The sequence below is a fragment of the Antricoccus suffuscus genome (assembly GCF_003003235.1).
GTDB classification, from domain to species: domain Bacteria; phylum Actinomycetota; class Actinomycetes; order Mycobacteriales; family Antricoccaceae; genus Antricoccus; species Antricoccus suffuscus.
In genome coordinates, this window is sequence record NZ_PVUE01000009.1 from 60,847 (window position 1) to 87,249 (window position 26,403).

General features: G+C 64.7%; 27 protein-coding genes. 19 read left to right on the forward strand and 8 right to left on the reverse strand.

The genetic code is table 11. The features are described 5' to 3' along the window. Positions 1-63: 63 nt before the first annotated feature. The 3 genes from CLV47_RS11865 to CLV47_RS22660 are packed head-to-tail and all read left to right on the forward strand — an operon-like array spanning position 64 to position 2,845. The gene (locus CLV47_RS11865; RefSeq protein ID WP_106349265.1) at positions 64-822 is read left to right on the forward strand and encodes an enoyl-CoA hydratase-related protein; all 759 of its coding nucleotides are present in this window, start codon (positions 64-66) and stop codon (positions 820-822) included. Positions 823-861: 39 nt separating this feature from the next. Then, the gene (locus CLV47_RS11870; protein WP_106349266.1) at positions 862-2,304 is read left to right on the forward strand and encodes a thioredoxin family protein; all 1,443 of its coding nucleotides are present in this window, start codon (positions 862-864) and stop codon (positions 2,302-2,304) included. A gap of 25 nt (positions 2,305-2,329) precedes the next feature. Beyond that, complete coding sequence (locus CLV47_RS22660; protein ID WP_273701426.1) at positions 2,330-2,845, forward strand: UGSC family (seleno)protein; 516 nt, start codon at positions 2,330-2,332, stop codon at positions 2,843-2,845. Here CLV47_RS22660 and CLV47_RS11885 read toward each other — a convergent pair. Then, positions 2,842-3,870 (reverse strand): iron-siderophore ABC transporter substrate-binding protein, encoded by a 1,029-nt coding sequence (locus tag CLV47_RS11885; protein WP_106349269.1) that lies wholly within the window; start codon positions 3,868-3,870, stop codon positions 2,842-2,844. The two genes, CLV47_RS22660 and CLV47_RS11885, sit on opposite strands and share 4 nt — an antisense overlap. A gap of 242 nt (positions 3,871-4,112) precedes the next feature. On the opposite strand from CLV47_RS11885, the gene rpsF reads away from it, so the two are divergent. The 4 genes from rpsF (at position 4,113) to rplI (ending at position 5,773) form a co-directional block, all read left to right on the forward strand. Next, positions 4,113-4,403, forward strand: coding sequence for a 30S ribosomal protein S6 (gene rpsF, locus CLV47_RS11890; protein WP_106349270.1), 291 nt, complete (start codon positions 4,113-4,115; stop codon positions 4,401-4,403). 157 nt (positions 4,404-4,560) lie between these two features. Continuing rightward, positions 4,561-5,040, forward strand: a complete 480-nt coding sequence (locus CLV47_RS11895; protein ID WP_106349271.1) for a single-stranded DNA-binding protein — start codon at positions 4,561-4,563, stop codon at positions 5,038-5,040. Positions 5,041-5,073: 33 nt separating this feature from the next. After that, entirely contained in the window at positions 5,074-5,310 is a 237-nt protein-coding gene (gene rpsR / locus CLV47_RS11900; protein ID WP_106349272.1) for a 30S ribosomal protein S18, read from the forward strand. 13 nt (positions 5,311-5,323) lie between these two features. Further along, a complete protein-coding gene (gene rplI / locus CLV47_RS11905; protein ID WP_106349273.1) occupies positions 5,324-5,773 on the forward strand; it encodes a 50S ribosomal protein L9 in 450 nt (149 codons plus the stop codon). A gap of 99 nt (positions 5,774-5,872) precedes the next feature. Here the strand turns inward: rplI and CLV47_RS11910 are convergent, their stop codons facing one another. Then, complete coding sequence (locus tag CLV47_RS11910) at positions 5,873-6,328, reverse strand: hypothetical protein (protein ID WP_202862535.1); 456 nt, start codon at positions 6,326-6,328, stop codon at positions 5,873-5,875. A 243-nt stretch (positions 6,329-6,571) separates the two neighbouring features. On the opposite strand from CLV47_RS11910, the gene CLV47_RS11915 reads away from it, so the two are divergent. From CLV47_RS11915 to CLV47_RS11925, 3 genes are read left to right on the forward strand one after another with little or no spacing between them, the layout of a single operon-like run. Further along, on the forward strand, positions 6,572-7,672 hold the full coding sequence (locus tag CLV47_RS11915; protein ID WP_106349275.1) for an iron chelate uptake ABC transporter family permease subunit: 1,101 nt from the start codon (positions 6,572-6,574) through the stop codon (positions 7,670-7,672). Then, positions 7,669-8,754, forward strand: coding sequence for a FecCD family ABC transporter permease (locus CLV47_RS11920; protein WP_106349276.1), 1,086 nt, complete (start codon positions 7,669-7,671; stop codon positions 8,752-8,754). The genes CLV47_RS11915 and CLV47_RS11920 overlap by 4 nt, the downstream gene beginning before the upstream one ends. 28 nt (positions 8,755-8,782) lie before the next feature. Then, the gene (locus tag CLV47_RS11925) at positions 8,783-9,631 is read left to right on the forward strand and encodes an ABC transporter ATP-binding protein (protein WP_106349277.1); all 849 of its coding nucleotides are present in this window, start codon (positions 8,783-8,785) and stop codon (positions 9,629-9,631) included. 92 nt (positions 9,632-9,723) lie between these two features. Here CLV47_RS11925 and CLV47_RS11930 read toward each other — a convergent pair whose 3' ends face one another. Next, positions 9,724-11,061: an MFS transporter gene (locus CLV47_RS11930; protein WP_106349357.1), complete on the reverse strand. Its 1,338-nt coding sequence runs from the start codon at positions 11,059-11,061 to the stop codon at positions 9,724-9,726. 651 nt (positions 11,062-11,712) lie between these two features. Here CLV47_RS11930 and dnaB point away from each other — a divergent pair. Next, the gene (dnaB, locus tag CLV47_RS11935) at positions 11,713-13,107 is read left to right on the forward strand and encodes a replicative DNA helicase (RefSeq protein WP_106349278.1); all 1,395 of its coding nucleotides are present in this window, start codon (positions 11,713-11,715) and stop codon (positions 13,105-13,107) included. Positions 13,108-13,177: 70 nt separating this feature from the next. Here the strand turns inward: dnaB and CLV47_RS11940 are convergent, their stop codons facing one another. Both CLV47_RS11940 and CLV47_RS11945 read right to left on the reverse strand, forming a co-directional pair. Continuing rightward, entirely contained in the window at positions 13,178-14,854 is a 1,677-nt protein-coding gene (locus tag CLV47_RS11940) for an MDR family MFS transporter (protein ID WP_106349279.1), read from the reverse strand. Between the two features lie 37 nt (positions 14,855-14,891). Next, positions 14,892-15,494, reverse strand: coding sequence for a TetR/AcrR family transcriptional regulator (locus tag CLV47_RS11945; RefSeq protein WP_106349280.1), 603 nt, complete (start codon positions 15,492-15,494; stop codon positions 14,892-14,894). A 144-nt stretch (positions 15,495-15,638) separates the two neighbouring features. Between CLV47_RS11945 and CLV47_RS11950 the strand changes: the two genes are divergently transcribed. Then, a complete protein-coding gene (locus CLV47_RS11950; protein ID WP_106349281.1) occupies positions 15,639-16,472 on the forward strand; it encodes a TIGR03620 family F420-dependent LLM class oxidoreductase in 834 nt (277 codons plus the stop codon). Positions 16,473-16,499: 27 nt separating this feature from the next. On the opposite strand, the gene CLV47_RS11955 is transcribed toward CLV47_RS11950, so the two are convergent. Further along, positions 16,500-17,699: an FAD-dependent oxidoreductase gene (locus CLV47_RS11955; protein WP_106349282.1), complete on the reverse strand. Its 1,200-nt coding sequence runs from the start codon at positions 17,697-17,699 to the stop codon at positions 16,500-16,502. Between the two features lie 160 nt (positions 17,700-17,859). Here CLV47_RS11955 and CLV47_RS11960 point away from each other — a divergent pair, with 160 nt between their 5' ends. After that, entirely contained in the window at positions 17,860-18,198 is a 339-nt protein-coding gene (locus CLV47_RS11960; protein WP_170111051.1) for an EthD family reductase, read from the forward strand. Further along, positions 18,195-18,932, forward strand: a complete 738-nt coding sequence (locus tag CLV47_RS11965; protein ID WP_106349284.1) for an SDR family oxidoreductase — start codon at positions 18,195-18,197, stop codon at positions 18,930-18,932. The genes CLV47_RS11960 and CLV47_RS11965 overlap by 4 nt, the downstream gene beginning before the upstream one ends. Positions 18,933-18,938: 6 nt before the next feature. Here CLV47_RS11965 and CLV47_RS11970 read toward each other — a convergent pair whose 3' ends face one another. After that, the gene (locus CLV47_RS11970; RefSeq protein ID WP_106349285.1) at positions 18,939-21,002 is read right to left on the reverse strand and encodes a PhoX family protein; all 2,064 of its coding nucleotides are present in this window, start codon (positions 21,000-21,002) and stop codon (positions 18,939-18,941) included. A gap of 329 nt (positions 21,003-21,331) precedes the next feature. On the opposite strand from CLV47_RS11970, the gene CLV47_RS11980 reads away from it, so the two are divergent. Both CLV47_RS11980 and CLV47_RS11985 read left to right on the forward strand, forming a co-directional pair. Further along, a complete protein-coding gene (locus tag CLV47_RS11980; protein ID WP_106349287.1) occupies positions 21,332-21,655 on the forward strand; it encodes a YciI family protein in 324 nt (107 codons plus the stop codon). Then, the gene (locus tag CLV47_RS11985) at positions 21,652-22,887 is read left to right on the forward strand and encodes an RNA polymerase sigma factor (RefSeq protein WP_106349288.1); all 1,236 of its coding nucleotides are present in this window, start codon (positions 21,652-21,654) and stop codon (positions 22,885-22,887) included. Before CLV47_RS11980 ends, CLV47_RS11985 begins: the two co-directional genes overlap by 4 nt. Before the next feature lie 105 nt (positions 22,888-22,992). Here the strand turns inward: CLV47_RS11985 and CLV47_RS11990 are convergent, their stop codons facing one another. Then, complete coding sequence (locus CLV47_RS11990; RefSeq protein WP_106349289.1) at positions 22,993-23,853, reverse strand: helix-turn-helix transcriptional regulator; 861 nt, start codon at positions 23,851-23,853, stop codon at positions 22,993-22,995. Between the two features lie 102 nt (positions 23,854-23,955). Between CLV47_RS11990 and CLV47_RS11995 the strand changes: the two genes are divergently transcribed. From CLV47_RS11995 to CLV47_RS12005, 3 genes are all read left to right on the forward strand, one after another. Further along, entirely contained in the window at positions 23,956-24,948 is a 993-nt protein-coding gene (locus CLV47_RS11995; protein ID WP_106349358.1) for an aldo/keto reductase, read from the forward strand. 246 nt (positions 24,949-25,194) lie between these two features. Beyond that, complete coding sequence (locus CLV47_RS12000; protein ID WP_106349290.1) at positions 25,195-25,467, forward strand: DUF2277 domain-containing protein; 273 nt, start codon at positions 25,195-25,197, stop codon at positions 25,465-25,467. A 33-nt stretch (positions 25,468-25,500) separates the two neighbouring features. Next, positions 25,501-26,388 (forward strand): SMP-30/gluconolactonase/LRE family protein, encoded by an 888-nt coding sequence (locus CLV47_RS12005; RefSeq protein ID WP_106349291.1) that lies wholly within the window; start codon positions 25,501-25,503, stop codon positions 26,386-26,388. The last annotated feature ends 15 nt before the right edge of the window (positions 26,389-26,403 follow it).

Consider the following 26,403-nt stretch of genomic DNA (forward strand, 5'->3'; position numbering starts at 1 on the left):
CATCGACAGAGCGCGGCGGTACGGTCAGACGAGATACCACCCGACAATCCATGGAGTACGCCGATGCCAGCCGACCTTGTCGCCACGAAGCGCGACGGCCACGTCCTCATCATCACGATGCAACGCGACACGAAACGCAACGCGGTCGATCGGGCGATGGCCGATCAGCTCGACGTCGCGTTCAACGAGCTTGAGGATGACTCGGCTCTGTGGGCCGGCGTACTCGCCGGCAGCAGCGTCGCCTTCAGCGCAGGCAGCGACCTGAAGTCGGAGGGTGACTACTACACCGAACGCGGCGGCGAATATGCGATCATCCGGCGCCAACGGCGCAAACCGCTGATCGCTGCCGTCGAGGCCATGGCACTCGGCGGCGGGATGGAGATCGCGCTGGCCTGCGATCTGGTGATTGCCTCGGAGACGGCAACATTTGGGCTGCCTGAGGTCAAGCGGGGACTGATCCCGGCATGCGCTGGCCTCTTTCGTGGACCGCGTGCCCTTCCCCTCAACATCGCGACGGAGCTGATCTTGACGGGTGACTCGATCTCTGCACAGCGCGCCGCCGAGCTCGGCTTCGCCAACCAGGTGGTGCCGACCGGTACGGCGCTAGAGGCCGCGAAGGCGCTCGCCGACAAAATCTGTCAGAACGGACCGGTCGCCGTACAGCTTGCGCTCGAGGCGATCCGCGCATCCGTCGCTACTAACGACGAGCTGGGCTGGACGCTCACCGAGAAGGCGCGTACGGCGGTGTACGCGTCCGAGGACCGCACCGAAGGCGTCTCGGCATTCTTCGAGAAACGCGCGCCACAATGGACTGGCCGTTAGTGTGCTAGGCGGCCGTACTTCTGCAACGTTGGAGGACTTATGAGCACCTCGATCGACCTGCCTAATGGTTTAGTGGCCATCGTGAAGCAGGAGTGCGCGACCTGCCAGCTCGTCGAGCCGGTGCTGCAGTCACTCACGGGCCGCGACGACGTCGCACTGACCGTCTATACCCAGGACGATCTGCAGTTTCCGGCCGGCGTCGATCCGGTCGACGACACCGAGCTTGAGGTGAGCTGGCATCTGGACATCGAGACGGTGCCCACGCTGATCCGGGTCAAGGACGGCCACGAGGTCGAGCGGACCGTCGGATGGATGCGCAGTGAATGGGAGCGGGTCGCCGGTATCGACGGACTCGGACCGGACCTACCAGAACACCGTCCGGGTTGCGGGTCGCTGTCGGTCGACCCTGACCTGGTCGACGCGCTCCGCGTGAAGTTCGAGGGGTCGAGCCTGCACTCGCGCCACGTGGAGTTGGCGGAGCAAGAGGATGAGTTCGAGGCGCTTTTCTCGCGCGGATGGACCGATGGCCTCCCCGTCGTACCTCCCACCGAGGAGCGTGTGCTGCGGATGCTCACCGGTACGACGCGAGGCCCGCAGGATGTCGTCGCCGTCATTCCGCCCGATCTCGTCCCGGTGACTGTCGAGAAGGTCGCGATCGCGGCGGTCATGGCGGGGTGTCTGCCGGAGTACCTGCCGTGGGTGCTGACCGCGGTCGAGGCCGTGTGCACCGATGAGTTCAATATGCACGGCGTACTCGCCACGACGATGCCGGTGGGTCCGGTGATCGTGTGCAGCGGTCCCGGCACGCGGCGGATCGGGATGAACTCCGAGGGCAACGCACTCGGACAGGGCAATCGGGCCAACCTGACGATTGGTCGTGCCCTGCAGCTGGTCGTCCGCAACGTCGGCGGTGGCCGCCCGGGCGGCGTCGATCGGGCCACGCAAGGCAACCCCGGAAAGCTGTCGTTTTGTTTCGCCGAACGTCCCGATACGCCGTTCGGTCCACTCGCCGAACATCACGGCGTCGCACCCGGCGTCGACGCGATCACCGTTTTTGCCGGCGAGGCGCCTCGATGCATCGTCGACCAGAAGACGCGTGATCCCGAGGGGCTCGCGGCCTCGATGGCCGTCTGCCTGCGGTCGGTGCACCATCCGAAGCTGGTCCAAGGTTTCGATGCCATCCTCGTACTCAGCCCCGAGCACGGTAGTCGCTTCGCGGACGCCGGCTGGGATTACGACCGGGTCGTGCAGGAAATCCGTTCGCATGTCGATATCGATACCGACGAACTCATCTCCGGTGCCGGTGGCATCGCCGAAGGGATTCCCGCGTCGCTAGCGGGCAAGCGCATCAACAAGTTCGCACCGGGTGGTCTCATGCTCGCGTACGCCGGCGGCGAGGCGGGGCTCTTCTCGGCCGTCATCGGTGGCTGGGCGAATGGCGCCGTTGGATCGCGACCGGTCACTCGGGAAGTGGTAGCGTGACGCCAGTCTCTGAAGGGCGGGTCCGATGACTACGATCCTCGATCCCACTGGCGAACGCTCGCCGGTAGCACGGCAGCGCGTCGAGCGACCAGGGTCGCTCGACGGAAAGACCGTGGGGCTGCTCGATATTTCTAAACCACGTGGCGACATATTCCTCGACCGACTCGAGCAGCGGCTCGTCGGAGTAGGCGCCAAGGTACATCGATACAAGAAGCCCACCTTTACCAAACCGGCGCCGGCGGACTTGCGTTACGAGATCTCCACGCAGTGCGACATGGTCGTCGAAGCGCTCGCCGATTGAGGCAGTTGTACGTCGTGCAGTGTGCATGACATCAGTGATCTCGAACAGCGCGGGCTTCCGGGCGTCATGATCGCGACCACAGGGTTCGTGACGGCGGCCCAGACCCAGGCTGACGCTCTCGGCTTCGGCACGATCGCGCGTGTCTTCACGCCGCACCCGGTCCAAGACCGCACCGACGACGAGATGCGTGAGTACGCCGACGGTGTTTTCGACTCCGTGGTCGAGCAGCTGACCAGCTAGGCGGCGTTGTTGGCGGCCTCGGTCAGCAACGGCAGATATTTATCTAGCATCCATGGCAGACTCAACACGGTCACCGCGCTCGTCGCGTACACCATCGGCGGATCGGTGATGGGGACGTAACTATCGGTGCTGACCGCCGTGAGGTCTTTGAATAGCTGGTTCCCCTCGATTTCGCTCTGTAGCTCGTCGTTGAGGTACCAGGCAACGAGTACGTCGGTCTTGACGTCGGAGAGAGTTTCCATGCTGACCTTCTTGGCGAAGGACTCTCCGCCACTGCTTTTCTGCTTGGCGATACTTGGCGATGGGGTGAACCCAAGCTGCTTGAGTAGCTCGTTACGCGAGTCATCCTCGTAGTAGAAGTTGTAGTTGCCGGCTTCGGTTCCACTGCCGAAGGCGATCGTCTTTCCCTTGAACTCCGGGTGCGCTGCCGCCGCGTCGTCGATGAGCTTATTGGCCTTCGTTTCGAGATCCGAGGCCTTGTCGGTCAGGCCCAGCGCCTTGCCGACGGTCTTGATCTGGTCCTGCCACGAGGTGAGCCACGGCTTGTCTGGGTAAGCGACGGTCGGCGCGATATCGCTCAGCATCTTGTACTGCTCGTCGGTCAGCCCCGAGTTGACGGCGAGGATCACGTCCGGCTTCAGCGAGCCGATCTGTTCGTATGGGATCTCTTTCGACGTGGCCTTGATCAGGGTCGGCTTCTTGCCGTTCAGCGCGGCGCTGTCCCAGGGAAGGACTCCGTCGTCGCAGCCGCAGTCCGAGGAGTAGTCCTGCATCCCGACCGGTACGACGCCGAGGGCGAGAGCGGCGTCCTGGCTGCCCCACCCGATCGTTACCACCCGCTCGGGTTTCTGCTCGATCGTGGCCGAGCCGAGCGCGGAGTCGATCGTCACAGGGAAGGATGCGTCGCCCTGCGCCGTCTGGTCCGTCGCCGACTTCTCGTCGGCGTTGCCGGAACTGCATGCGGTGAGGGTCAGCGCAAGCGCGGATATGGCGGCGCCCGCAGCGATCGCGAATCTATGTTTCACAAGGTCTCCCGGGATTGATTTAGGTTAGGCTACCGTAACTTTGAGTGTTGGATAGATGGCGGCCGGTGGCGCACCGTGGAGGTTTGGCGATGCGGTACTCTTATCTGTCGCCGCACTCTCCTGAGTGCCCGGCACTCACGGCTCGCACAACACTCTTACGAATTTGTTTGCGGGTCGACGCAAAAACCCTCCTGCCACGGAAGCTCCGTGGCCGTTTTAGTCCAGAGGAGGTGGGTTTACACGTGCGTCATTACGAAATGATGGTCATCCTCGACCCAGAGCTCGAGGAACGTACCGTCGCCCCATCGCTCGATCAGTTCCTGTCGATCGTGAAGACTGACGGTGGCACTGTCGACAAGGTTGATATCTGGGGACGCCGCCGGCTGACCTACGAGATCAACAAGCGCACCGACGGCATCTACGCCGTCGTCGATCTGCAGTGCACGCCGGAAACCGTCGCGGAGCTTGATCGCCAGCTCAACATCAACGAGTCGGTTATGCGCACCAAGGTCATCCGTCCCGAGATCCGCTAGGTTTATCCACACCTCGCGTGTCGTCCACAGGCAGTACGCCGAACGTTCGCGCTTTGTCAGGCGTTGTCGCTTTAATAGCAATCACGACCTAAGCGCGACCACGATGATCAGCCACCGTTCGGGTGACGACAAGCAATGAATCTTCGAGAGGATTCCCATGGCAGGCGAAACCATCATCACCGTTGTCGGCAATCTCACCGCCGACCCTGAGCTTCGCTTCACCCCGTCGGGTGCGGCCGTCGCTAACTTCACCGTCGCTTCCACGCCGCGCATGTTCGACAAGAACGCGAACGAATGGAAAGACGGCGAGGCGCTGTTCATGCGCTGCAGCATTTGGCGCCAGGCTGCCGAAAACGTCGCCGAGTCCCTTCAAAAGGGGGCCCGTGTCGTCGTGACCGGCCGGCTGAAGCAGCGTTCCTACGAAACCAAAGAGGGCGAGAAGCGCACCGTCGTCGAACTTGACGCCGAAGAGATCGGCCCTTCGCTGAAGTACGCCACCGCAAAGGTCACCCGCGCCTCGCGCGGCTCGAGCGGTTTCGGTGGCAACAGCGGTGGCGGTGGCGGTGGCCAGTCCGAAGATCCATGGGGCTCCGCGCCTTCCGCCGGCGGCGGGTTCTCTGACGAACCGCCGTTCTAACTTTCATCACAAAATTCAGGAGTACCAACGCTCATGGCTAAACCAGTCATTCGCAAGCCGAAGAAGAAGCCTAATCCGCTCATGTCGGCTGAGATCGAATACATCGACTACAAAGACATCAACCTGCTTCGTAAGTTCATCTCCGACCGCGGGAAGATCCGCGCTCGCCGGGTAACCGGGGTGTCCTCCCAGCAGCAGCGTCAGCTTGCCAAGGCGATCAAGAACGCCCGCGAGATGGCCTTGCTGCCTTACACGAGCACCGCTCGCTAAGGAGAGACGACACATGAAGCTCATCCTCACTCACGAAGTCGACGGGCTCGGCCAGCCGGGCGACGTCGTCGAGGTCCGCGACGGCTACGGCCGCAACTTCCTCGTCCCGCGGGGCGACGCCATCGTCTCCACCAAGGGCGCCGAGAAGCAGATCGCGCAGATCAAGCGTGCGCAGGAAGTTCGGCACGTCCGCGACGTCGGCCACGCACAGGAGATCGCCGCATCGCTCAAGTCGCTGTCGGTCACGCTCGAGGCCCGCACCGGCGAAGGCGGCCGGCTGTTCGGCTCGGTTACTGCCGCTGACGTCGTCAACGCGGTCAAGGCCGCCGGCGGTCCGATCCTCGACAAGCGTCGCGTCGAGCTGCCCGGCCACATTAAGGCGACCGGCAAGCACGAAGTCGTCATCAAGGTTCACGATGGCGTCGACGCCAAGGTCAACCTCAACGTTGTGGCCGCACAGTAATTTGGCTGCACAGTAGTTTGGCCGCTCAGTAGTTTTTAGCTCCTCATAACGCCCGGTACTCAGATCATGAGTGCCGGGCGTTGTGGTCTGTCGAGACGATTACGTGACCGCACACGCGATCGCGACGACGTACATCGCGACGGTGAGCACGCCGATCGTTGCGCGCAGGACCAATGCGCGCTGCGCGCCGCGGCGTACCCGCCGGTCGAGGTCGTCCGGCGCCTTCAACGCGGCCTTCCGTAGCCGGGTCATGGCGCGGGCCTGCACCACGCCGACGGCGGTGGCGGCTGCCGTGCAGGCCACGAGAATGACGAGAGTCGTCGCCAGGCCGTCCCACGGTCGCTGCCCGAGCAGTACGCCGCCAGGGAGCACGATCAGGACCATCGCGACGCCGGCCACCGGCAGATATCCGCGTCCGAAACCTCGAAACAGCGCCACCCGATCCGCGGTTTGCAGCACCGCGCGGGACGCTCGGGACAGCACGATGATCATCACGAAGCCGCCGACCCAGATGGCCGTGCCCAGTACCAGTGCTCCGATCAGGACGGCATGCAACTCTGACTCCTCGACACGCTCTTGGACAGAACCGCGGCAAATTTAACACGACCACCGCCGTGGAAATTATGACGCTCAACTCTCGTGGATTCGGCTTGGTGAACATCGGGAGCACTGACCGCGATCCTTCCCACAATAGTACTGTTAGCCTAGCCTAACTGATACGGTCGTGAAGTCCTGCGTCGTGAGTGGTGCTACCGCTGGCGATGCCACATCTTCTGAGTGGTTAGCCGAGGTAAAGCCATGACTCCGAACGCGGCGAGCCCCCGCGCTCGTTTCGCGGCGCTCGTGTCGACTCCGGCGACGAGCGCGACTGCGGATCAGCGCCGGCCAGCAGGAGTGGCGGGCACTAACTCGCGGCGCTTGATCGGTCTCCTCATCGCGCTCGCCGCGCTCGCGTTGGTATCGCTGGTCAGCATTGCGGTTGGGTCGAAAGCGATCCCGCTCGGCACCGTCTGGGACGCGATTTTCGGGTCGTCCAGTGGCGATGCATCCGTCATCATCTGGGACCTTCGGGTGCCCCGCACGCTGGTCGGGATTGCGGTGGGCGCCTCTCTCGGCGTATCCGGCGCACTGATCCAGGCGATGACCCGCAACCCGCTTGCCGACCCGGGGATCCTTGGCGTGAATGCCGGCGCGGCGTTCTTCGTAGTCATCGGAATTGGCGCGCTCGGTGTCGGGTCGGTGGGTGGCTACATGTGGCTGGCCTTCGTCGGTGCGCTCGTGGTCACCGTGGCCGTCTACATCATCGGCTCGGCCGGCCGTGGAGCTGCCAGCCCGGTCCGGCTTACGCTCGCCGGCGTCGCGCTCGGCGCCGTACTCACGGGGATCACCTCGGGACTGGTCCTGCTCGACCCGCAGGCATTCGACAAGATGCGCACCTGGAACGCCGGCTCAATCACCGGCCGCTCCCTCGAGACCATCGCCCCGGTGCTGCCGCTAATAGCAATCGGACTATTGCTCGCGTTTTCGGTTGCCCGACCGCTGAACGCCGTCGCCCTCGGTGACGACCTGGCCGCATCGCTCGGCACCAGCGTGTTTCGGACCCGGGTAATTGTGATCGTCGCGGTCACGCTGTTGGCCGGTGGGGCGACGGCGATCGCCGGACCGATCGGGTTCGTCGGGCTGATGGTTCCGCACGTAGCCCGCTGGATCGTGGGGCCGGACCAACGCTGGATCATGCTCTACACCGTTGTGTTCGCACCCATCTTGCTACTGGTCTCGGATGTGGTCGGACGGATCGTCATGCGGCCGAGTGAGCTGCCCGTCGGCGTCGTGACGGCGTTCATCGGTGCGCCGGTACTCATCGTGCTGATTCGCCGACGGAAGGCGAGTGGGCTATGACGGCTCTGGACACCCACGCCGAGTCGGACGCGCCGCCGGTATCAAAGGTCGACTTCGGTCGTCGTACCGTGCGCATTAAGCGCGGCAGACTATCGATGCGCTTCGATCTGCGGGTCCTCGTCGTCTGCGGACTGCTGGCCGCGGTGATGGTGGCGATGGGTCTGTTCGCACTCGCGACGGGTGACTACCCGCTGACCGTCCGTGAAGTGATCGGGGCGCTCACCGGCCAGGAGACTGGATTCACCCACATCGTCGTCGTCGAATGGCGGCTGCCTCGGGTGCTGGCCGCGATCATCTTCGGCGCCGCGCTCGGCGTCGCCGGCGCGATCTTCCAGACACTCACGCGTAATCCGCTTGGCTCGCCCGACGTCATCGGCTTCTCGACCGGCGCCTACACCGGCGCGCTGATCGTGATCATCTTCGTCGGCGGTAGTTACATGCAGATGGCGGCCGGCGCACTGGTCGGTGGCATCGCTACCGCCGGCGTGGTCTACCTGCTTGCCTACAAGCGAGGCGTGCAGGGATTCCGGCTGATCATTGTGGGCATCGCCATCTCTGCGATGCTCACATCGCTCAACACCTGGCTGCTGCTCACCGCCGACCTCGAGGTCGCAATGACCGGCGCCGCCTGGGGCGCCGGCTCACTCAACGGCATTGGCTGGACACAGGCTTTTCCCGCGATCATCGTGGTCGTCGTACTTCTTGCCTGCGCGAGCCTGATGGCCCGTCCGATGCATCAGCTCGAGCTTGGCGACGACGCTTCCCGGGCGCTCGGGCTTTCGGCCGAACCGACCCGACTCGGACTGGTCCTGGTGGGCGTCGGCCTGACCGCCAGCGTCACCGCCGCGGCCGGCCCGATTGCGTTTGTTGCGCTCGCCGCGCCGCAGATTGCCCGACGTCTCACCCGAAGTGCAGGCGTCACGCTTGCTCCCGCGGCGTTCACCGGCGCCTTCCTGCTCGTGGCCGCCGACTACATTGCCCAGCACCTGCTGCGGACCGTTCCGGTCGGCGTGGTCACGGTGTGCATCGGTGGCATCTACCTGATCTGGCTCCTCATCCACGAAGCACGGCGACGCGGATGAGGCGTTTTCTCACCTTCCGGAGGTATCTATGACCATGATCGAGACCCGCGACCCCGCGGTGCCGGGCATCGAGGAAGATCGCGACACCCGGTTAAGCGCCCGGGAGCTCACGATCGGCTACGACAAACGGGTGATCTCCGAGAGGCTCTCGGTGCAGATCCCGGACGACTCGTTCACAGTGATCGTCGGCCCTAACGCGTGTGGCAAGTCGACCCTCCTGCGCGCACTTTCGCGGCTGCTCAAACCGTCGGCCGGCGACGTCGTGCTCGATGGCAAGGCGATCTCGTCGTACAAACCAAAAGAGGTCGCACGCCGGCTCGGGCTGCTCCCTCAGTCATCGATCGCGCCGGACGGGATCACGGTCGGCGACCTGGTCGCCCGCGGTCGCTATCCGCACCAGAAGATGATCCGGCAGTGGAGCAACAAGGACGAAGCGGCCGTGCTTGACGCGATGGAGTCCACCGGGGTCACCAACTTGTCGGCACGGCTCGTCGACGAACTGTCTGGGGGGCAGCGCCAGCGGGTCTGGGTCGCCATGGTGCTTGCTCAACAAACGCCCTTGCTGCTGCTCGACGAGCCGACGACGTTCCTCGATATCGCGTACCAAATGGAGCTGATGGAGCTGTTCAGCGATCTTCATCGAGCGGGCAATACCCTGGTCGCCGTACTGCACGACCTCAACCACGCGGCCAGGTTCGCCACCCACATCATCGCGATGAAGGACGGGCACGTCGTCGCCGAGGGGACTCCGGCCGAGGTTGTCACGGCCGAGTTGGTGCACGAGGTGTTCGGCCTACCGTGCATTGTCGCGCCAGACCCGGTCACCGGTACGCCGATGGTGGTCCCGCTCGGGCGCGAGCGCACCGCTGCGCGGTGAGGCTGCCGGTCTGGTTCCAGGCGCCGCCCGAGTCTCGGGGCGCCGCGGGAGGTGGCGCGTCAGGTCATGCGCACCCGCATGGTGCAGAACAGCTACGTCAGCTCTTCGCCGTTCGTCTCACGCAGCGTCAGGATCGTGCAGAACGCGATGACCGCGGCGATCGCGACGTACCAGAAGAACCAGTTAGCGTGCCCGGCATTGCTCAGCAGGTCGATCACTAGCGGCGCCGTGCCTCCGAAAGTCGCGACCGTGATGTTGTACCAGGCCCCAATGCCTAGCGCGCGCAGCTCGGTCGGGAACAGCTCACTCATGATGGCCGGTGCCAGTGAGCTGAAGATCGCGTACAGCCCGAGACCGACGCAGAAGACGACGAGGAGCTTGCCGAAGCTCGGACCGATGAGCGTCGACAGAGGCACGATGACGATCGCGTACGCCGCCGCCCAGAAAAGCAACTGCGGCTTTCGGCCGAACCGGTCGGACAGCGCACCGAACGGATATTGAAGTGCGACGAACAACGCGGTCGCGATCGACAGCGCCCAAAACACGTCCCCCGCATCGGCGCCACGGGACTTGACCGCGAACGGTGTGAGCGCCGAGAACATCGTGTAGTAGCAGAGCGTCGACAGCAACGTGAATCCGATAAGTTGCATGACCTGCTTCGGGTGTTCGCGCACGGTACGCATCAGCGGGCCCTTGGTCGCCTTCGCGGCCTCCTTCTTCGCCTCAAAGTGCGCGGACTCGGCCATGTCGCGGCGCAGCCAGAGCCCGATAAGCCCAAGCAGACCACCGACGACGAACGGCACTCGCCAGCCCCAGGTGTTCAGGGCGTCGTCGGACAGCGTGTTGGCCATCAGCGCACCCAATAACGAGGCGAGCAGGACCGCCGAACCGGTCGAGATATAGAAGAACGACGAGTAACGGCCGCGGCGCTTGGGCGGTGCGATCTCGCCGAGGTACGCCGAAGCGTTGGATACCTCGCCGCCGAGAGACATGCCCTGCGCGACGCGCGCGATCAGCAGCAGGATCGGTGCTAACCATCCGGCGACGGCAAAAGTCGGCAGGATGGCGATCATCATCGAACCGCCGGCCATCAGCCCGATCGTCAGCATCATCGAGTTCTTGCGGCCGTGTAGGTCGGCGTACCGACCGATCAGGTAACCGCCGAGCGGGCGAAAGAAGAAGGCCAACGCGTAGGTCGCGAAGGTGCCGATGAACGCTAGCGTGACGTTCTTCTCATCGAAGATCTGCGTTGCAAAATATATTGAAAATGTTGCATAAACGGTCCAGTCGTACCACTCGACCGCGTTACCGGCGCTCGCCGCGATGAGTGTCCGATAGGGGAGCCGGTGCTTTATCTCGGGCGACCCGTCTGGCGCGGTGGCGCTGCGTGCTGAGCCGGGCGATCCCTCAAGTGTCTCTTTGGCCGACATGATGATCCGTTCATTGAGTGCGCCCCATCGCACGTGTGGTCCCCGTGTACAAACCTGCGAAGCATAGCGGGAAATGCGAGACTTGACCGCCGATCTACCGCCATCCGTTAGCGAACTTTGAAGAATCGCGATCGGAAATTCATGCCGATCGATACGCGGTTGGCGACCCGAAGCTCGCGTATCGGCACAGGTGGATGTCGCAGTATGCAACAGCTGGAATCTTCGCTGTCCACCGGTCCCGGCACGGAAGAATTTCTTAAAACAAATTCTTGTCCACAACGCGCAGATCGCTAAGGGCCAGGTCAGCGTCTCGAGATTGATGTAAGTCACTGATATGCACAGAGTTGTCCACAGCGATGGGCACAAGCTTGTGGCGCGTCGCCCACAGTCTGTCCACAGGTCTGTGCACATGCAGAGTTGATGCGCGATCCGCCCTCTGGCATCGTTGCGACGGGCTTTGCAGGGCGGGCCGTCGCGGCGGCGGGTTAACGCGTGAGCGAGTCGAAACGCAGGATCAGGATTTACCGAGATTGCCAGAATTGCCGAAATTGTCAGTGGGTCTCCGTTTACTGGACTCAGTGGTGGTCTGAGACCGAAACAGCTGCTGGTTCGCGGTGAGCAGTTCGAGATAAGCAGGAGGACACGGCGGCGATGAGCGCGCTTTCACAAGAGGCCTACGAAGGGTCCGGCCACGCGCCGGCCTCGTTAGACAGGACGCCGCCGCAAGATGTCGCCGCCGAACAGTCGGTGCTCGGCGGCATGCTGCTATCCAAGGATGCTATCGCCGATGTGATCGGCGTACTGCGCCCAGAAGATCATTACCGTCCGGCGCATCAGCTCATCCACGAAGCGATCATCGATCTCTATGCGCGAGGCGAACCGGCCGACGCGGTCACCGTCAACGCCGAGCTGACGAAGCGGGGCCAGCTGCTGCGGATCGGCGGCGCGCCGTATCTGCACACGCTGATCAACCTGGTTCCGACCGCGGCGAACGCCTCGTACTACGCCGAGATTGTCGCCCAGCAAGCGATCTTGCGCCGGCTGGTCGAGGCCGGCACCCGGATCGTGCAGATGGGTTACGGCGCGGCCACCGGCGAGCTTGAGGGGCCGTCGGACATCGAGCAGGTCGTCGACCGTGCGCAGGCGGCCGTCTACGACGTGACCGAGCGCCGGCAGGGCGAGGACTACGTCTTGTTCGAGGAGATCGTGCAGCCGACGCTCGACGAGATCGACATGATCGGCAGTGGCGCGGGCAAGGGCGGCGTACCGACCGGCTTCCGGTCCTTGGACAGCATTATCCAGGGACTTTTCCCCGGTCAGATGATCGTGATCGCGGCCCGCCCCGGCATGGGCAAGTCGACGCTGGCGCTCGACTTCGTCCGTTCCTGCTCGGTCAAGCACCACATGGCCTCGGTGATCTTCTCGCTCGAGATGAGCAAGTCCGAGATCGCGATGCGACTGTTCTCGGCCGAGGCCAGCATAGAGCTGGGCTCGATCCGGTCCGGCAACCTCAACGACGACGACTGGTCCCGACTAGTGCGCCGCAGCGGCGAGCTCGCCGAGGTGCCGATCTATATCGACGACTCGCCCAACCTCACGATGATGGAGATCAGGGCGAAGGCGCGACGGTTGAAGCAGACCGCGGACATCCAGCTGATCGTGGTGGACTACCTGCAGCTGATGACCTCTGGCAAGCGGGTGGAGTCGCGCCAGCAGGAAGTCAGCGAGTTCTCCCGGGCGCTCAAGCTCCTCTCCAAGGAGCTCGAGGTACCCGTGATCGCGCTCAGCCAGCTCAACCGTGGCCCCGAGCAGCGCACCGACAAGAAGCCGATGCTGTCCGACCTTCGTGAGTCGGGCGCGATCGAGCAGGACTGCGACGTTGCGATCCTGATCAACCGCCCCGAGGTCAACGACCCCGACACCGACCGGGCCGGCGAGGCGGACCTGATCGTGGCCAAGCACCGTAACGGCCCGACCGGCGACGCGCTGACGATCTTCCAGGGACGGTTCTCCCGGTTCACCGACGCCGGCAGCGACTACGACTGAGCCCCAGTTCCGCTGGCGTCCGGCAAAGTGGTCGTCATGACGACCACTTTGCCGGACGTTAAACGTGTTCTTAGCCGCGTGGTTCACTAGCGGCGAGTAGCCGCGGATCCTCAGGCCGCTCGTTGATCAGCGCCTCTGCGGGTGAGATTTCCTCGGGCTGCGCGTCGGGCTCGGGTAGTGATGTCACGGCCTCGCCGCGGGCGACCATTCCCGATACGTCAGACAACGGAATCTGCTTGATGAAGAACGCCAGGATCAGAGCGATCACCATGAACGGCAGCAGATACCAGAACACCGGCGCGAGCGAGTCGGCGTACGCCGTGACGATGCCGTCACGGACCGGACCCGGCAGGCTGTTCATGACCGATGGGTCAAGCGATGCGCTCGCTTTGCCGGCCTGCTCGGGTGACGCGCCGGCCGCCGTGAACACGCCCTGCAGATTGCTGGCCAGCTTCGTGGTGAAGATCGACCCGAAGATCGCCACGCCGAGCGACGCGCCTACCTCCCGGAAGTAGTTGTTGGTGCTCGTCGCCGCGCCGATATCCTGCGGCGGCACGGAGTTCTGCACGATCAGCACGATCACCTGCATGATGCAGCCGAGGCCCAGGCCGAAGATGAACATCATGACGCAGACCAGCCAGATCGGCGTACTCGCGGCTAAGGTCGTCATCCACACGAGCGCGCCGGCCGTCAGCGCGGATCCGACGATGGGATAGATGCGGTATTTCCCGGTTTTGCTGATCGCGATGCCGCTACCGATCGCGGTGATCATCAGGCCACCCATCAGCGGCAGCATCAGTAGCCCGGATGCGGCGGCCGAGGCGCCAGAGGACATCTGGAGGAACGTCGGCAGGAACGCAAGGGCAGCGAACATTCCCAGGCCGAGGACAAACCCGATGGCCGTGGCATTGACGAAGATTCGGCTGCGGAACAGCGACAGCGGCATGACGGGGTCGTCGGCGCGGCGTTCGATCGCGACGAATGCGATTGCCGCAACCGCCATCCCGGCGAAGATCAACCACGTGATGGGGCTGCCCCACCCGAAGGTGGCGTTGCCGCCGAAGTCGGTGAAGAAGATCAAACCGGTGGTGGCCAGGGAAAGGGCGACGATCCCGGCGAAGTCGATCTTGCGCTCGGGGCGCTTGTTCGGCAGTTTCAGCGCGAAGTAGGCGACGGCGAAGGCGATCAGGCCGATCGGCAGATTGATGTAGAAGCACCACTCCCAGGTCAGGTGGTCGACGAACAGGCCACCGAGCAGCGGACCGGCGACCGCGGAAATCCCGAACAGTGCCCCGAGCGGACCCATGTATTTGCCGCGGTCTTTCGCCGGAACGATGTCGGCGATGATCGCCTGCGACAGGATCATCATCCCGCCACCGCCAAGACCCTGGACGGCACGCGAGGCGATAAACGCCCAGAAGCTGCCTGAGAAGGCGGCGCCGGCCGAGCCGAGGGTGAAGATCGCGATCGCGAAGAGAAACAGGCGCCGGCGGCCGAGTATGTCGCCGAGCTTGCCGTAGATCGGCATCACTAGCGTGGTGGCCAGTAGGTACGCCGTGGTGACCCATGCCTGATGTTCGACGCCACCGAGCTTGCCGACGATGGTTGGTAGGGCGGTGGAGACGATCGTCTGGTCGAGGCTGGCCAGCAGCATGCCGGCGAGCAATGCCGAGAAGATGACCCAGATGCGGCGTTTGTCCAGCAGCATCGGGGAGCTCTTTGGCGGAGCCGTGAGGGTGGAGGTCATGCGAGGTCCTTTGAGGTTGGGGCGGTGGAGGCGCGGGCTAGGCGAGAAGTGCGCTCGTCTCGCGGAGATTCTCGGTGAGCAGGTCATCGAAGTCGGCGGTGTTGTCGTCAGCGGCGAACTGCTGGAAAGTGCGGCCGATCAGCGACCCGAGGATGTCGACGGCCATTTGCGCCCGTGGCGTCGGGTGATCGAGGGACTCCCGCTCGCAGATGAGCTCGATGAGCTTGTCGGCGCCATCGGCGAACCGCTTGCGGAACATCGGGATCAGGTTGTGCTCGGTCTCCATCACCTTGCGAAAGAGCCGAATCTGCGCGGGGTCGATATTGCGAGTGGGAGTGCTGTCTCGGAAGAGCGTCACGAGGTCATCCATGAGCCGTCCACTAGGTTTGCCGGCGACGAAGCGCTGTTGCAGTCGGTCCGAAGGCGTATCCGGTCCGCCGAACAGCGCATCCTCCTTCGCCGGGAAATAGTTGAAGAACGTCCGCCGGGATATGCCAGCGGCAACGGCCAGTTCGTCGATGGTGAACCCGTCAAACCCGTGCTCTGCCGTCAGGCGAAGGGCGGCGTCGACGATCCGTCGGCGGGTCTCGCGCCGCCGCGCATCTCGCAGACCGTCCCGCTCATTTGCACTATCACTCATAAAGTGCAGTGTTGCACTAATCAGACTATAGTGCAATCGGTCTCGGCTGTGATCTGGAACCTACGGCCGTCCCAGCGCTTGATCTCAAGGGCGCTTGAGCTCCTACGGTCGATCACAATGCATTCGACGGACGGAGATAACGCAATGACCACCACTCCACTTGGACAGTTCGGCATACGTCTCGCGCTCGGCCCGGGTCACCTCGACCGCGCCGCCGAGCTTGAGAGCAACGGTTACTCGGCCCTCTGGGTTGCCGGCGGCGAGCTCGCCAGCCTTGATCCGCTCACCGAGATATTGCGGGCCACCACCAGAGCTGCCGTTGTGCCGGGCATCATCTCGTTGGATGCGCACTCGCCCGACGACGTGATTCAGATCTACGCCGAGTCTGAGGAGGAAACCCGGGGTCGGCTCATGATCGGGTTGGGCGGACCGCAGCAGATCGCGCGCGGGGCACTGCGCGCGCTGAGCGAGGCCGCGGACCGTCTCGATGCCGCCGACCCTCCGGTTGTCACCGAGCGGCGGATGCTTGCGGCCCTCGGCCCGCGCAAGCTTGAACTCGCCCGACAACGATTTGCCGGCGCAATCACGCTGTTGGTGACGCCAGAGGACACCCGGCGGGCACGAGCGTTGCTGGGCGATTCGGCTACCCTCGCCGTCCACCAGATGCTGGTCGCGGACACGGACTCAGATCGTGCCCGCCGGGCGGCCCGTGAGCCGTTGCGCTTCCTCACGACGGTCGGCGGGTACGCCGCAAACTTCCGCCGAATGGGCTACGCCGACGCCGACATCGCCGACCTCAGCGACCGACTGGTGGACGGGTTGGTGGCGTGGGGCGACGACGACAGCATCACCGCCCGACTTCGTGCTCATCATGACGCCGGCGCTGACCACGTCGTGCTGAGCGTGCTCGACAGTGGCCGCCCCGGCGCGAGTCCGCCGGCCGTCGCGCGGCGCCTTGCCTCGATGCTGATGTCGTGAGCGCCGGGCGACTCGTTTGGGCAGGAGCTAGGAAAGCTGCTCGGGGCGTAGTCCGATTCCGATCGCCCGAGCGGCCAGGGTTTGAAGTCGCGGAGAACGATCGAGGATGCGCAACGGCCGTGGCGCGTTGACCGGCTGATCACTTGCCAGGATGCGTTCGACGAGCAACCGTTGGGCGGTGCGCTGGGCAAACTGCGTACCGATCGTTGGAAAAGTGCGACGCTTCTGTATCGCCGCGAGTATGTCGCTGCTCAAAATGTGCTGTTGCAGCGGGCTCCGCAGCAGCCGTGCGGCGCACACCGCATCTTGCACGGCCAGGTTGATTCCAACCCCACCGATTGGCGACATCGCGTGGGCGGCGTCCCCGATGCACAGCAGGCCGGGTGTGTGCCAGCGAGCCAACCGTTCGAGTCGCACGGTGAGCGAACTGACGTCATCCCAGCTCTTCAGCTCCGCGACTCGGTCGGCCAGGCCCGGGGCGAGCGTGGCCACCGACTGCCGCAACCGTTCGATGCCGGCCTCTTGGGCCTTTTGCGTGCCACCCTTGGGTACGACGAAGGCGATCTGCCAGTAGCTGTCACGGTCGATGGCCAGCATGAGGCGCCGCGGCCCGACATGCATGTCGAGACCTTCAGCGTCGGCGGGTCGGCGGCTCAATCGGAACCAGAGGACGTCCATCGGTGCGCCGTAGGACGTCGAAGCGAGCCCGGATCGATCCCGGACCGTGGAGTCGCGACCGTCGGCGGCCACGGTGAGCCGGGCAGTTACCTCGAGTGGGCCCTCAGGGCTCAGCGCGTTTACGCCGGTGACGACTCCATTCGTGCGACGTATGTCGGTCACCTTGTGCTTACGCCGCAGGTGAAAGTTGGGTAGCTTCTCGGCGGCATCGGCGAGCACGTCGAGGAAGTCCCACTGCGGCATGAAGCGGATGTAGGGGTGGGGGCCGGGCAGCCGACTGAAATCGGCGAGTCGAAACGTGCCGTCGGCAAAGGTCGCCCGCATCTCATCGACATCGCGATGCGGAGCCGCTCCGAGGGCCGGCGCGAGCCCAAGCTGATCGAGCACATTGAGTGTGGACGGGTGAACCGTGTCGCCACGAAAATCGCGCAGGAAGTCCGCATGCTTTTCCAGGACGGTCACGTCCACGCCTTGTCGTGCCAGAAGCAGGCCAAGCATCATGCCGGCCGGCCCGCCCCCGCTGATACAGACGTCCGTTTTGGTCCCCATCGCACAAGACTTGCACGGCTGAGGGCGGAATCCAACCGTCGTACCTGCCGCACTGACCGGACCTTGTCGTGCGAGGCCGCCGCTGGTTACGCTCGGCCTGCGGGCCCGAGGTATCGAAAAGCCTGCTGTTTGGACACTTTTAGCCCTATGGAGGTCTCACGTGTACAAGCTTTACGCATTTTGGTCGGCCCCGAAGTCGGAAGATGCCGACGCCTTCGAGGACCATTACACCCAGATCCACGGCCCGTTGGCGGCGAAGGTTCCGCACATCAAGACTTTGGTGACGACCCGGACGCCGGACGGCCTCGAAGGGGGTGCCCCGGCGTACTTCCGCGTCGCCGAGATGATCTTCGACAACAAGGCCGACTTCGACGCGAGTACCGAGTCCGAGCAGTGGACGGCGCTGCGTGAGGACGCCGGTTCGATGATCGAGGAGTTCGAGGTGAGCATGACGGTCGCGATGGGTGACGACGTCGTCACGCCCGGGCAGTCTGTATGAACATCCTGATCACCGGCGGCAGCAAGGGGATCGGCCGTGCCATCGCGTTGCGATTTGCCGTGCCCGGCAACACGATCTTCATCAACTACCACTCCGACGAACAGAGCGCGCGGCAGACCGCGGACGAGGTGACCGCGCACAACGCGCGGTCGGTGCTGATCAAGGTCGACGTCGGTACGCCGCAGGGCTGCCGCCAAGTGATCGACGTTGTCGCCGAGACCACCGACCGGCTCGACCTCGTCGTACACGGCGCGGTCAAGTCGATCACCGGTCCGACATTGACCATGGATCCGGCGCAGTTCGCGGCCGCCACCGAGGTCAACGCCAGCGCGCTGCTCTATCTAACGCAGGCGGCACTACCGTTGCTCACTCGCGGCAGCAGCATCGTCTTCCTGACGAGCAAGGGGAGTGTCGCCGCGGTGCCGGACTACGCCGCACTCGGCGCGCCCAAGGCGATGGCCGAAGCACTGGTTCGATACCTGGCAGTTGAGCTCGCGCCGAAGGGCATCCGGATCAACTCCGTGTCGGCCGGCCCGATGGACACTGAGGCGTTTCGGTCGATGTTCGCGACCGGCGCGGACGACCGACTCGCGGCCGCAGCCGCGGCCAACCCGAGTGGTCGCGGAGTCGAGGTCGACGACGTCGCCAACCTGGTGGAGTTCCTCGCCACCGAAGGCGCATCGATGATCCAAGGCCAACGCCTACATATCGATGGTGGCCTATATCTGCGCTAGGGTCGGCTACTGGCCGGTCTTGCCGCTCTTGCCGTCGCGCCACACCGCGACGACCGCCGGCCGCGGAACCGAGGAGCCACCATCTGGCCAGTGCGAGGTCGGCGACTCGAACGTCGCGTCGTCCGTCTCCCCCGGGTGTTGCACAGCGACCAGCACGCGGTCCTCGGTCACCCACGGGCCGCACGTCTCCGCACCGATCGGAACGGTCAGGAACTGGCGCACCTGCCCGCGATACTTTCCCGAGGTGGCGACGCCGAACAGCCCGTCGTGGTAGCCGAGCACATTGCCGTCCGTCGAGATCCACAGGTTGCCGTGCTCGTCGAAGGTGACATTGTCCGGGCACGAGATCGGTGAGACCTGGGATTTGTCGAAGCCAGCGAAGTACGTGCTCGGATCCGCAGGATCGCCGCATACGAGGAAGATCCGCCACCCGAAGGTGCCGGCGCCAGAGTCGTTTCCAGACTCCATGACCTCGACGATGTGCCCGCTTTTGTTCACGTTGCGCGGATTGACCTCGTCCGCGGCCGGCTTACCGGCCGTGCCGCGCTGAGTGTTATTGGTCAGCGCGATGTACACCGTGCCGGTGACCGGACTCGGCTCGATGTCCTCCGGCCGGTCCATCTTGGTCGCGCCGACCTTGTCGCCGGCGAGCCGCGTGAAGAGGTAGACCTCCTCGGCGCTCATGCCCTCGACGTACGACGTGGTCCCGCTGGCCAGCGCGATCCATTCGCCGGAGCCGTCGAACGCGCCGTCAGAGGGCAGCTTTCCCGTGCCGTCGATTTCGGACGCCGGGGAGTTGCCGGTGAATCGGGCGACGTACAGCGTGCCGTCTTCGAGGAGCGTCATGTTGTGCGCGCGGGCTTTCGGCGTACCGGACGAATCGAACTTCCCCTTGGAGATGAACTTGTAGAAGTAGTCGAACCGTTCGTCGTCGCCCATGTAGACCGCGACGCGGCCGTCGCCGGTGATGCGCGGCTGCGCGGCCTCGTGTTTGAAGCGGCCCAGTGCGGTGTGCAACTTCGGCGTGGACGTCGGATCGTAGGGATCGACCTCCACTATCCAACCGGCACGGTTGACCTCGTTGGGCTCCTTCGCGAGGTCGAACCGTGGGTCAAACCTTTCCCACTTGCGCTCGGACGCGCCGCCGGAGACGCCGTACCGGCTGAGCCGCGCGGCGGTCACCGGGTCGGTCACGGTTCCGGCGTTCGCGAAGTACTGGTTGAAGTTCTCCTGGGCGGTGAGCCAGGTGCCCCACGGTGTGAGACCTCCGGAGCAATTGTTGAGGGTGCCGAGCACCGTCGTACCGGTCGGGTCGGCGGAGGTCTTCAGCAGATCGGCGCCGCTCGCTGGCCCGTCGAGCATGAACTCGGTCGTGGTGTGCAGGCGGCGGTTGAGGGGGTGATCGACGACCGGAGTCAGCTGCCCGCCTTTCTTCTGGGTCGATACGGCGACGACCGACAGTCCGTGAGCGGCCCACGCGATCTCGATCTGCTCCTTAGTCGGGTTTTGCGCGTCGTAACCGGGAAACATGATGTATTCGTCGGTGTATTCGTGGTTGACGAGCATGAGCTGCGTCTTCTTGTCGACCGGGAGCAACCCGACGTAGTCGTTGTTGTATCCGAACTGGCGCTGCTGAGCGGCCGCCGTTTGGTTGTGCAGATCGAACGCGGGCGCGTCGGAGAAAAGCGCGTCGCCCCAACGCATGACCACCTGCTGGGTGTAGCCCTCGGGGATCGTGACCGCGTCGGCCGTGTTGGGGGCGACCGGCGTAAACCGCAGACCTTTGGCGGCTTTCTTGGTCGAGTTCGGATTCGGCGCGGCGGCGACGGGATCGGCGCCAATGGCCGCCGAGACGGCCCCGGCTGCGGCGAGCACGACGCCCGCCTTCAGCAGTCCGCGCCGGGAGACCGCGGAGGCTAGTACGTCGCCGAAGTATGGGTTGTCAGAGGCGTTGGGGATGTCATGCGAGCATGCGTCTCCACAGCGCATCCGGCAGGTCAATGCCGAGCGGCGCGGCGGGTGAGCCGACAGCAGTGGAAGTAGCGCTCGGCGTTCATGCAGCTCTGACATCAAGACTCCTCGTGTGGGCAACGTGAGGAAACTTATCGGCCCGACTACCAGGGACTGCAGACGCAGAATGAACCCACGATGGAAGCGCGATGAACATCTGCCGGTCCGAGTCGGCGGCCGATCTCCCCGCTCGCGATGCTGACGCTGATGCTCCATGGGCCGGACTGGCTCCATAGGAGGTACCAGGAGAAGACTGACGTGGCAGGAGGCTCAGAAGTTCTTTTGAAGAAATCCGGTAGGCAGTGTCGGATCGGCGCGATCGTGTTCGTAGAAGGAGTGAAGCCGCCCACCCGAGGCGGCGCGAAGGCACCAAGGGAGATGATCTTCAGATGCAGTACCTAGTTTCTGTGATCGACGACAAGAGCGAGCCCGGCAGCACGGACAGGCAGCCTTTGATCAGCGCGTTCAACGAGCGACTGATCGCCGAGGGCTACTGGGTTTTTGCGGGCGGGCTTGCAGACACCACCGCGGCCACCGTCATCGATAACCGGGGCGAGCAGGCCGTGGTCAGCGACGGGCCGTTCGTGGAATCGAAGGAGTACCTTGCCGGCGTCTGGATATGGGAGGCCCCCGATCTGGATGTTGCGCTCAGGCTTGCGACCGAGGCGTCGAAGATCTGCGATCGGAAGATCGAGGTGCGTCCCTTCCAGTGAGCGATGTCGAGGAGGCGATTACCCGGGCGCATCACGAGGAGTGGGGTCGGGTGGTCGCCGCCCTGACCAGGCGCCTCGGCGACCTCGACCTCGCCGAGGAGTCGGCGGCCGAAGCGTTCGCGACCGCCGTCGAACGATGGCCAGTCGACGGTGTGCCGCCCAACCCTGGTGCCTGGCTGACCACCACCGCCCATCGCAAAGCCATCGACAGGATTCGGCGCGAAAACAAGCGCGACGACAAGCAGAAAGCGGCTCGGCTGATGTACGGCGATGAGGCACCCGAACCGCTCGGCGCCATCGACGACGATCGGCTCCGGCTGATCTTCACCTGCTGTCACCCGGCGCTCGCGCTGGAGACCCGAGTGGCGCTGACGCTCCGCATGGTCGGTGGCCTGACGGTGCCCGAGATCGCCGCCGCCTTCCTGGTGCGCGAGGCCGCGATGGAGCAGCGGATCACGCGGGCAAAGGCCAAGATCAAGGCGGCGCGGATTCCGTACCGGATGCCATCGGCGGATGATCTCCCGGCCCGCGTCTCCGGCGTCCTTGCGGTCCTGTACCTCGTCTTCAACGAGGGGTACCTGACGACCGGCCCCGACCCCGCTCCCGTGCGCCACGACCTGACCGCCGAGGCGATCCGGCTCGCGCGCCTTGTCCATGCACTCCTGCCCGAGGACGGCGAGGTGACCGGGCTGCTGGCACTGATGCTCCTCACCGAGAGTCGCCGGGCGGCTCGCGTCTCGGCGGGTGGCGAACTTGTCATCCTTAACGAGCAGGACCGCGGCGCATGGGACGCCACGCTGATCGCGGAGGGGCATCGGCTGGTGCGTGAGCGGCTCGTTGCGGCCGCCGCCGGGGCCAAGCCGGGTCGCTACCAAATCCTCGCCGCGATCAACGCCGTGCACACCTCCGCCCGTGACGTGCGCGAGACCGATTGGTCGCAGGTCGTCGCGCTTTACGACCAACTCGTCGGTCTCGATCCCTCGCCGGTCATCGCCCTGAACCGGGCTATCGCGGTCGCCGAGCTCGACGGGCCGGAAGTCGCGCTGGCGACGGTCGACGGTCTTGCGGCGAGGCTGACCGGGTATCGCCCTTACCACGTCACCCGCGCTGACCTTCTGCGCAGGCTGGGCCGCAGCTCGGAGTCGCGCAAGGCATATGACAAAGCCATCGAGCTGGCGGGCAACGCCGCCGAGACCAGTTATCTCAAACGCCGTCGAGACCAACTGCGGTAGCCGCCAACCTCGTGGAGTACCTCGCCACTGATGCCGCCGCGATGATCCAGGTCCAGGGGATTCACGTCGACGGCGGCCTGTGCCCGCGCTAGCAGGGCAGAGTGGTCAGCGGCGGTGGTCGGCGTTCTCGCTCTGCAGGTCCTGCGTGCCCACCACCGCAAGAAGGTCGAGTTTCTCGCGGCAGTCGCTGCCAGGGTTCGGGTGCAGCAGCACCAGGGTCAAGCCGTCGATGCTACTGGTCAGGTGCTCGCACAGCAGGTCGAGCAGGCCAACCTCCGGGTGAAGCATCCGCTTGTGGTCAGAGCGCCGGACAGCGACCTCGTGCTGCGCCCACAGCATCGCGAATTCCGGGCTCGCCTCTAGCAGGTCCGCGACGAGTGCGGATACGTCCGGATCGTCACCGCGGTGCCCGACCGTGGCGCGTAGATCCGCAACGTGCACCCGCGAATGTGTGTCCCAGTCGTCTTCGGGCACCCGGACTCGCCCGGCGTCATCGGTGAACCAGCGCCACACGTGGCTGCGCTCCCGCCCGATTAGCTGCTCCTGATCGCCGGAGACCAATTTCGACATCCGGTTCTGTACAACGACCCGGCTCAGATCGTCGACCACGAATGCCGGTGTGTCGTCGAGACGGTCGAGCAGATAGAGCACGCCGGGACTGACGTGGGCGCCGGTGCTGTGTCGTGCAGGAGGGGCCTGGTCGGCGAGGTGGAACAGGTGGTCACGCTCGTCCTGCGTCATACGCAGCGCTCGGGCCAGAGCGCTGAGTACGCCGGGCGACGGGTGTGGGCCGCGCCGTTGCTCGAGGCGGGCGTAGTAGTCGGTAGAGATCGAGGCGAGCGCCGCCACCTCGTCGCGCCTGAGCCCCGGCGTACGACGCCGGAGACCCGGCGGCAGCCCGACGTCGGCCGGACCGAGGCGTTCGCGGCGGCTGCGCAACAGGTCGGCAAGGGCAATTCGATCCATGTCCTCCACGATGCCGCACGAAAGGCGAATCAGCCAGGGACTGCCAGTCCCTCGGAGCGTTCGTGCCTAGCAGAGCCGTCCCGGATGGACCACGGTGGAGGCATGACAATCACAACGAAGAAACTCGGTAGGACCGGACCCACGGTGGCTGCAGTCGGCCTTGGAGCGATGGGCATGTCGGGCGCGTACGGAACGCCGGACGACGACGAGAGCATCCGCACCGTGCACGCTGCACTGGACTCTGGCGTCACACTCATCGACACCGGCGACTTCTACGGCTTTGGACACAACGAGATGCTGCTCGGGCGCGCCCTTCGGGATCGTGCCCGCGACGAGTACGTGCTCAGCGTCAAGTTCGGTGGGATGCGCGAACCCGGGGGTGGTTTCACTGGATTCGACGGACGACCGGCGGCCGTGGCGAACTCGCTCGGCTACACACTCACCAGGCTCGGTGTAGATCATGTCGACATCTACCGGCCTGGGCGACTCGATCCGGACGTGCCGATCGAGGAGACCGTCGGTGCGATCGCCGCGCAAGTCCAGCGGGGGTATGTCCGCCACATCGGCCTGTCGGAGGTCGGATCAGAGACGATCCGACGCGCGGCAGCGGTACATCCGATCAGCGACCTGCAGATCGAATACTCCTTGCTCAGTCGCGACATCGAGCACGACATTCTCGACACGTGTCGTGAGCTCGGAATCGGCGTCACGGCGTACGGCGTGCTCTCCCGCGGGCTCATCGGCTCGTCCAAGCAGCAATCCGGGGCAGATGATCTCCACGCAGCGTGGCCGCGCTTCCAGGGGGAGAACCTGGACCACAACCTCGATCTGATCGCTCGCCTCCACCCGATCGCTGCTCGGCGCGGGATCAGTGTGGCCCAACTCGCGATCGCGTGGGTCGCCGCCCAGGGCAACGACGTCCTGCCGCTGGTCGGTATGAAGCAGGTGTCACGAGTGCAGCCGGCGATCAAGGCGGTAGCCGTCACGCTGAGCGCGCAGGAGTTGGCGGAGATCGACTCCGCCGTACCCGCTGATGCCGTTGCGGGAACCCGGTATCCGGAGGCGTTGATGTCCAACCTGGACAGCGAGCGCTGAGGCGGCCTGCCCGTTGTGCGGGAGCCTGACGCAATCTCAGACGGCATGCTCGCTCTGTTCGATGAGAACATGGCTGGTGGGACCATCAAATACGGCGTTCGCCAGCCCCTCGGGTAGGTCGATCCCGAACGCCCCGCGGATGTGCCCATTTGACCAGGCGGCGGATAACGGCTGTCCGGTTGCAGGCCGGTCGAGTTGGCCGCCGATGGTGGCGGGATTGCTATCCGTGGGCTTAGTGTCGATGGCATGTGCCGCAATATTCGTACTCTCCACAATTTTGAGCCACCGGCGACCAAAGACGAGGTCCAGTCGGCCGCGCTTCAATACGTTCGCAAGATCGGCGGATCGGCCAAGCCGTCGCAGGCCAACGCGGCGGCGTACGACGTGGCGGTCGCTGAAATCGCGGCCGCCACCCAGCGATTGCTTGACTCGCTGGTCGCGACGACCCAGCCCAAGGACCGCGAGGAAGAGCGCGCCAAGGCCAAGGCGCGCAGCGAGGCCCGTTTCGCCCGCGCATGACAACCCCCGGCATAACTACAGATTGGTGACACCTTGACCGCGACTACTCGTGTCCTGCGTAAAGGCCTGCACTTTGGCGAGTGCCCACGGTGGTACGACGATCGGCTTTGGTACAGCGACTTCTACGACGGTGCCGTCCACGCGATCGACCTCGATGGCGTGGACGAACGAATTGTCGAAGTCCCGGGTCAGCCCGCGGGTCTTGGCTGGCTGCCGGACGGACGACTACTCATCGTCGCGCGCAAGGACCGCAAGCTCGTCACCTGGGACGGCTCGGTCCTCGCGCCGTACGCCGACCTGACGGACGTTTTCCCGTCGCACGGCAACGACATGGTTGTCGACGACCAGGGCCGGGCGTACGTCGGAAACTTCGGCTGCAACCTCGACGCTCTCAAGGAGCAGTACGGGCGCGAGGCCCTGTTCGGTGAGCCGGGCGTGCCCGGCACGGTGATGGCCAGGGTCGATCCCGACGGCAGCGTGTCGGTGGCGACGGACGGCCTGAAATTTCCCAACGGCGCGGTGATCACGCCTGACGGGAGCGCGCTGATCGTCGCGGAAACGTATGGACGAAGGCTGACGGCGTACGACGTATCTACCGATGGCGATCTTTCGAATCGGCGCGTCTGGGCCGACTTGGCGTCAGACAATGTCGCGCCGGACGGTATTTGCCTCGATGCCGACGGCGGGATCTGGGTGGCCAACCCGGGCGAGGCGCACTGTGTGCGCGTCATCGAAGGAGGCGAGATCACCGATCGCGTCGAGACCAACGAGAAGACTTTTGCCTGCATGCTCGGCGGTCTGGAGGGGCGCGATCTATTTATCGTGACTGCCCCGGACTCCCGCGAGGCGGTCGCCTCCCAAGCGACGAGCGGTGCGATCGAGGTCGTTACAGTCGACGTACCGCACGCTGGCCTTCCCTAAAACCCTGGAGTCTCA

What these genes read in the sequence shown, in the direction of transcription:
- CLV47_RS12000 (WP_106349290.1), top strand. Translation starts at nt 25,195, where the DNA reads ATGTGCCGCAATATTCGTACTCTCCACAATTTTGAGCCACCGGCGACC.
- CLV47_RS11925 (WP_106349277.1), top strand. Translation starts at nt 8,783, where the DNA reads ATGACCATGATCGAGACCCGCGACCCCGCGGTGCCGGGCATCGAGGAA.
- dnaB (WP_106349278.1), top strand. Translation starts at nt 11,713, where the DNA reads ATGAGCGCGCTTTCACAAGAGGCCTACGAAGGGTCCGGCCACGCGCCG.
- rpsR (WP_106349272.1), top strand. Translation starts at nt 5,074, where the DNA reads ATGGCTAAACCAGTCATTCGCAAGCCGAAGAAGAAGCCTAATCCGCTC.
- CLV47_RS11870 (WP_106349266.1), top strand. Translation starts at nt 862, where the DNA reads ATGAGCACCTCGATCGACCTGCCTAATGGTTTAGTGGCCATCGTGAAG.
- CLV47_RS11970 (WP_106349285.1), bottom strand. Translation starts at nt 21,002, where the DNA reads ATGTCAGAGCTGCATGAACGCCGAGCGCTACTTCCACTGCTGTCGGCT.
- CLV47_RS11995 (WP_106349358.1), top strand. Translation starts at nt 23,956, where the DNA reads ATGACAATCACAACGAAGAAACTCGGTAGGACCGGACCCACGGTGGCT.
- CLV47_RS11865 (WP_106349265.1), top strand. Translation starts at nt 64, where the DNA reads ATGCCAGCCGACCTTGTCGCCACGAAGCGCGACGGCCACGTCCTCATC.
- CLV47_RS11915 (WP_106349275.1), top strand. Translation starts at nt 6,572, where the DNA reads ATGACTCCGAACGCGGCGAGCCCCCGCGCTCGTTTCGCGGCGCTCGTG.
- CLV47_RS11965 (WP_106349284.1), top strand. Translation starts at nt 18,195, where the DNA reads ATGAACATCCTGATCACCGGCGGCAGCAAGGGGATCGGCCGTGCCATC.
- CLV47_RS11895 (WP_106349271.1), top strand. Translation starts at nt 4,561, where the DNA reads ATGGCAGGCGAAACCATCATCACCGTTGTCGGCAATCTCACCGCCGAC.
- CLV47_RS11945 (WP_106349280.1), bottom strand. Translation starts at nt 15,494, where the DNA reads ATGAGTGATAGTGCAAATGAGCGGGACGGTCTGCGAGATGCGCGGCGG.
- CLV47_RS11940 (WP_106349279.1), bottom strand. Translation starts at nt 14,854, where the DNA reads ATGACCTCCACCCTCACGGCTCCGCCAAAGAGCTCCCCGATGCTGCTG.
- CLV47_RS11930 (WP_106349357.1), bottom strand. Translation starts at nt 11,061, where the DNA reads ATGTCGGCCAAAGAGACACTTGAGGGATCGCCCGGCTCAGCACGCAGC.
- CLV47_RS11990 (WP_106349289.1), bottom strand. Translation starts at nt 23,853, where the DNA reads ATGGATCGAATTGCCCTTGCCGACCTGTTGCGCAGCCGCCGCGAACGC.
- CLV47_RS11950 (WP_106349281.1), top strand. Translation starts at nt 15,639, where the DNA reads ATGACCACCACTCCACTTGGACAGTTCGGCATACGTCTCGCGCTCGGC.
- CLV47_RS11920 (WP_106349276.1), top strand. Translation starts at nt 7,669, where the DNA reads ATGACGGCTCTGGACACCCACGCCGAGTCGGACGCGCCGCCGGTATCA.
- CLV47_RS11980 (WP_106349287.1), top strand. Translation starts at nt 21,332, where the DNA reads ATGCAGTACCTAGTTTCTGTGATCGACGACAAGAGCGAGCCCGGCAGC.
- rplI (WP_106349273.1), top strand. Translation starts at nt 5,324, where the DNA reads ATGAAGCTCATCCTCACTCACGAAGTCGACGGGCTCGGCCAGCCGGGC.
- CLV47_RS11955 (WP_106349282.1), bottom strand. Translation starts at nt 17,699, where the DNA reads ATGGGGACCAAAACGGACGTCTGTATCAGCGGGGGCGGGCCGGCCGGC.